This is a genomic window from Bartonella saheliensis, from assembly GCF_902162175.1.
On sequence record NZ_LR607256.1, the window covers coordinates 1 to 5672 of the forward strand.

Consider the following 5672-nt stretch of genomic DNA (forward strand, 5'->3'; position numbering starts at 1 on the left):
CACGTAAATACAATCTTTAATATACATTTAAGAGGGTTTTGTAGGGGTTTTGGGGGGGGTAAAAACAGACAAAACCTATAAGCAAAATTCGTAAAAAAACCTATCAAAATAATCATTCTGATGTTTTTAAACACGTAGTGCATTTGTCTTGATTAACACGTCAAATGAATAGCAAATTTCACTATTATGCTGCTTATAAATATTATTTATAAAATTTAATTTTAAGAAATTTATGAGTTTTCGTGTGTTTTTGTCTCATTTTGTTATCGATATTTCTTTTGAATCAATTTAATAGACTTCATTCCGTTTCTTTATGATCTTTGATCATACCATACGCTAATGGAGTTTATCATAATATGCTTCAATCTGTTAAGTCTGATAATAAACAAGTCACTTTACGCTCTCTCTTAGAGTTCTACCGTGAAAAGGCTAAATCACCCCGTGAATTAGGAACACTGTTTGAAAATCTTGTGAAGGATTATTTCTCTGAAGATCCTTTACAAAAGCAGGAATACGAAAAGGTTCAGACTTATTCGGAATGGGCTAAAGAACATGATGAAGATGGGCGTGATATCGGTATTGATCTGGTCGCTACAATCCGTGATGAAGGAGGTTATGCGGCTATTCAATGTAAATGCTATGATGCTTCTCACATCATTAAAAAAGAAGATATTAATAGCTTTATTGCTGCCTCTGGGAAGAAAATATTCACCCGTCGCATTCTGGTTGATAGCACTGAAAGCAATTGGAGTGATAATGCTAACAACACTTGTGATGGTCAAGAGGTTCGTATTCAACAGATTAATCTGTTTGATTTAGAAAACAGTCAAATTGATTGGGGAGCTTATAAAGAAAGAGGACAAGCTGTCCTTAAAGAACAACCGAAAAAAAAGCTTTTAGATCATCAGATAGAAGCACTGAAAGCGGTTTGTGAAGGTTTACAAGAAGCAGACCGTGGCAAGCTTATTATGGCATGTGGGACGGGGAAAACCTTTACCAGTCTTAAGATAGCAGAGCAAATAGCTGGAAAAGGCAAGCGTGTGTTGTTTTTGGTGCCCTCTCTTGCTTTGATGTCACAAACAATCCGTGAATGGACCATTGATACAGAAATCCCCTTGCGTTCCTTTGCCGTGTGTTCGGATACACAAGTGGGCAAGCGTCGTAAAAGTAAACATGATGATGAATCTGGTCTTGATGCCTCTGATCTTGTCTTACCGGCGACAACGGATGCAAAAGAGCTTGCACGTAAAGCCAATAAGACCTCTCTTGATGTGATGACCGTGGTCTTTTCGACCTATCATTCTATTCAAGTGATTTCCGATGCGCAAAAGGAATATGATTTACCCGAATTTGATCTGATCATTTGTGATGAAGCCCATAGAACAACTGGGATTGTATTGGGAACAGATAAGCATGAATCTGAATTTATCAAGGTTCATGACAACAGCATTATTCGAGGAAAAAAACGCCTCTACATGACAGCAACCCCAAAGATCTTTGCTGATAGTGCCAAAAAGCAAGCCCATGAGATGAATGGCATTTTAGCCTCTATGGATGATGAAGCGCTCTATGGGAAAAATCTTTACACCTACACATTCTCTAAAGCCGTTAATAATGAACTCTTAGTTCCTTATAAGATTATTGTTTTGGGTGTTAATGAAGAGGAAGTCAGTGAATCCATTCAACATCTGATGACCGATGAGAATTATGAACTTACTCTTGATGATAAAACCAAGATCATAGGCTGTTATCAAGCCCTGAGTAAAATAGATCTGAAGGTTGACTTGAGTGATGACCCCAATCCCATGCGGCGGGCTTTGGCTTTTTGTAGAGATATTAAGACCTCTGAACGTATCTGTGATACATTCAATTCTAAAGGCATGCAGGAAGAATTGTCTGATATTTATAAGCTCTATAAAAAGACGCCGCCTCTTCAGTGTACCTTTGCGCATATTGATGGAACACAAAGTGCCAAGAAACGCAATGAAGCCCTTGATTGGTTAAAGGAAGATGCGGGGGAAAATACTTGCCGTGTGTTGAGCAATGTACGCTGTCTTTCTGAAGGAGTAGATGTTCCTGCTCTTGATGCGATCATGTTTTTGCACCCGCGCAAAAGCCAAGTGGACGTGATACAGGCAGTGGGGCGTATTATGCGTCGTTCCAAGGGCAAAAAAAGAGGCTATATCATTTTACCCGTTGGGATACCGGCTGGGATTTCTGCTGAAGAGGCTTTAAAATACAACAAGAGATACAGTGTTGTTTGGCAAGTGATCAATGCTTTGCTTTCCCATGATGAGAACTTTGAAGTCACCCTTAACCAGATGATTTTAGGTCAAGACGTTAGTCATACTTTAGAGATTGTAGCCTTAAAGAGTATGACGACGGTTGAAGATAAAATTTATGTTTATGAGAAACCAGAAAGCACGGGGCTTGATATTGGAAAAGCTGCCTATGAATCCCGTCATAGTTATAACGGGCAAATGAGATTACCTTTTTATAAAGAATTTCCTAATGCCCTTAAAACCCTTCTTGCTAAGAAATTTACCCTTGCAGATTACTGGGGTATTTGGGCTGGCAATGTTGCTGAGATTGCGCAAAACCATATTAATCGTCTCAAAGATATACTTTCTGATGAAACCAGTGAAGCCTTTCATGCTTTTGAGAGCTTTCACAAAGAACTAAAAAACAACTTAAACAGCGAAATCAAACAAGAGGAAGCGCTTGAGATGTTAGCACAACATCTTGTGACGCGTCCCGTGTTTGAAGCTTTATTTGATGGCAATGAATTTATCCAAAACAATGCCATTTCTCAAGCGATGGAAAAGATCTTAGCTGAGTTGGACAAAACCAATATTGAAGAGGTATCTCAAGAATTACAAGAGTTTTATGACAGCGTAAAATTCCGTGCCTCTGGGATTACCTCCCCCCAAGCAAGACAGAACCTTATTATCAAGCTTTATGAAGACTTTTTTGCCAAGGCATTTAAGAAAACCACCGATAGGCTTGGTATTGTCTATACCCCCGTTGAGGTAGTGGATTTTATCATTCACTCTATTGATGAAGTATTACGCAATGAGTTTGGAAAAAGCTTGGGATCACGCGGTGTTTCCATTCTTGACCCTTTTACGGGTACTGGTACCTTTATCACACGACTTTTACAATCCAATCTCATAAAACCAGAGGATATGGAATATAAATTCCGTCATGATATCCATGCCAATGAAATTGTTTTACTGGCTTATTACATAGCAGCCATTAACATTGAATCGACCTATCATAGTCTGATGAAAGGGAATTATATCCCATTCAAGCATATTGGTTTGACTGATACGTTTCGGATGCTTGAAGAGAAAAATCTGCTACAAAAATTGTTTAAAGAGAACAGTGAATATTTAGAACACCAGAAAAATCTGAATATCGAAGTTATCTTTGGTAATCCTCCTTATTCCGTAGGACAAAAAAGCGAAAATGATAATGCAAAGAATAGTCCTTATCCCATACTAGATGACCGTATTCGTGAGACTTATGCCGCTCAATCGAAAGTAACGAATTCACGAGCGCTTTATGATAGTTATATCCGTGCTATCCGCTGGGCTAGTGACCGTATTGATAATGCTGGGGTAATCGGCTTTGTTTCTGGTTCTGGTTACGTAGAAAAGCCAACAATGGATAGTTTACGAAAATCTTTGGCTAAAGAATTTACCAGTATTTATGTTCTTAATTTACGGGGGGATCTTCGTAAAAATATGATGAATAAAAATAATTCTCAAGAAGGAGAGAATGTTTTTGGCAATGGAAGTATGACGGGTATTGCTGTGACATTATTTATCAAAAAGCCTAATGTTTCTGGAGAGTGTAAAATTTACTACCATGACATTGGTAATAATCTTACAACAAAAGAAAAACTTACGGCTCTTGAGTATTTTGGTAGTATTGATGGTATTACACGGAGTAAACAAGGTTGGCAAATGATTATACCAGACGAGCATGGGGATTGGATACATCAACGTGATGATAGTTTTAAAACATTCCTAGCTTTAGGTATTAAGAAAGGTAATAGTAAAAAATTATTTGCAATATTTTCTCGTGGCATTATGACGAGCCGTGATGCGTGGGCATACAATTCGAGCCGTACAGTTTTAGCGAAGAACATGAGTAACATGATTGCCTTCTATAACAGTGAAGTGGAACGTTTTAATCATGCCTATTCACATGTTGATCATAAGTTACGTGCAAATGCTGCAAATGATTTTGTTAATTCAGATGAAAAAAAGATAAGTTGGAGCCGTGCACTAAAAAAAGATTTGGAAAAAGGAAAGACTTTTGAATTTGAAGAAACATGCCTTATTCAAAGCATTTATCGTCCTTTTACAAGACAGTGGCTTTATTATAATCGCGCCTTCAATGATATGGTTTACCAAATGCCGCGGATATTTCCGATGGGGCAAGCAGTCGAAAATAGAGTGATTCAAATTACAGGTATAGGAACTCAATCAGGTTTTTCTGTTTTGATAGTTAAGTCTATACTTGATCTTCATGTAGTGCATAATGGTCAATGTTTTCCAAGGTATCTTTATGAGAATATTGAATCTTTAGAAGATAAAGACGATAACCAGTCTCATCTATTTACGAACTCTACAGAAGAAAGTAAAAGTGCTGGTTTACAAAGGCGTGATGCCATTACAGATGAAGGATTAGCACATTTTAAAGAAGCTTATCCTAATGAAAAAATCACTAAAGATGATCTATTCTATTATGTTTATGGTCTTTTACATTCGGAAGATTATCGTATTCGTTATGCTGATAACCTTTCTAAAGAATTGCCTCGTATCCCTTGTGTAAAAACTGCTGAAGATTTTTGGAAATTTGTGACAGCGGGGCGTGAACTGGGTCATTTGCATGTAAATTATGAAGATGTGAAACCTTATCCAGTGACTTTTAAAAAAGGCAATCCAAAACAGACTGATATCTCTAATCCTAAAGAATTCTATTATGTAACTGAAATGAAATTTGCAAAAATTAAGGATAGTAAGAAAAAGGATAAATCGACGGTTATTTATAACAGCAATATCATCATGACAGATATACCCAAGGAAGCTTATGAGTATATCGTCAATGGCAAGCCTGCTCTTGAATGGGTTATGGGACGTCAATGTGTTAAGACTGATAAAAAGAGTGGTATTGTGAATGATGCTAATCGCTATGCCGTTGAGACAATGGGTAACCCTGCTTATCCTCTAGAATTGTTTCAAAGGGTAATTACCGTAAGTTTAGAGACAATGAAAATTGTTAAGAACTTACCAAAATTAGAAATTAGAGAAACTGAATAAGCTTATAAAGCATGCTCACATAATGGGCATGCTAATCTCATAAGGGGTATAGGGTCTTATAACTATAGATTTATACCCCTTTTATAAATTGCTTACATACAATCTTAAAAGGAATAATTTATCATGCGTTATTCTAAAAAAAGAACATTTGCACTTTTAGACACTCTTATTTGGATTGCCTCTAAAAGATTATACCGTAATCTCAAATGAGAGCTTTATTCTTTTTAAAAGCCTTGTTTAAAGAGAGTTATGTATATTCATTTTCTTATATTACTTATAGGTTTTGTCTGTTTTTACCCCCCCCCAAAACCCCTACAAAACCCTCTTAAATGTATATTAAAG

1 protein-coding gene is annotated in these 5672 nt (G+C 36.8%); it reads left to right on the forward strand.

What is annotated here, in order from left to right:
• Positions 1-356: 356 nt before the first annotated feature.
• Positions 357-5330: a DEAD/DEAH box helicase gene (locus FS875_RS09215; RefSeq protein ID WP_144755978.1), complete on the forward strand. Its 4974-nt coding sequence runs from the start codon at positions 357-359 to the stop codon at positions 5328-5330.
• The last annotated feature ends 342 nt before the right edge of the window (positions 5331-5672 follow it).